Raw genomic sequence first — 747 nt, 5'->3', positions numbered from 1 at the left:
TCGTTATCCATGATTAAATTATTCGCTGATATGTGAATAATCTAATCACTTAGCAATGAGTTGCATTATGTCATCACAACATAAAACAACGTCTACTATTACTTACCTAATTGTTAAAGAGCTTCTAATCGCATGATTAGAAATAAATACACTTTACTTAATTCAAACTTAAACCAAGCAAATACACTTATTTATAATCATTTCAATTTTGGAAATTGGTGGAGCTATGCGGGATCGAACCGCAGACCTCCTGCGTGCAAGGCAGGCGCTCTCCCAGCTGAGCTATAGCCCCAATCCCAGAGCATTTTATCCTCTGCTTTAACGTTCATTAAAGTCAGACTCAAAAAATCGTAGATTTTAGTTAATCTAGGCAAATGACTGCGAAGCATAGCCTGCTATGCGAGTAATCATTTAACGATGAGTAACTGAAATCTGGTAGGCCTGGGCAGACTTGAACTGCCGACCTCACCCTTATCAGGGGTGCGCTCTAACCACCTGAGCTACAGGCCTTCTGCGCAAATTACCTGTCAGTAAGATGCTATAGGGCCTATTGCCCTTACGCTCTCTTTAATTCTATAACCAAGCAATTCGTGTGAACTCTGACCGAAACGATCACGATTCGTTTAAGGAGGTGATCCAGCCCCAGGTTCCCCTAGGGCTACCTTGTTACGACTTCACCCCAGTCATGAACCACACCGTGGTAATCGTCCCCCCGAAGGTTAGACTAACTACTTCTGGTGCAATCCA

General features: G+C 42.7%; 2 tRNA genes and 1 rRNA gene. All 3 read right to left on the bottom strand.

Annotated elements, in window-relative coordinates:
• Nucleotides 1-216 precede the first annotated feature (216 nt).
• Nucleotides 217-292, bottom strand: a tRNA-Ala gene (locus tag A3735_RS11175).
• A 141-nt stretch (nt 293-433) separates the two neighbouring features.
• A tRNA-Ile gene (locus tag A3735_RS11170) sits at nt 434-510 on the bottom strand.
• Between the two features lie 114 nt (nt 511-624).
• Nucleotides 625-747 (bottom strand): 16S ribosomal RNA (locus tag A3735_RS11165); the annotation flags it as partial.

Source organism: Oleiphilus sp. HI0061, from assembly GCF_001635675.1.
The sequence above is the reverse complement of the archived record's forward strand: the minus strand, read 5'-3'. Positions and strand labels throughout refer to the sequence as shown.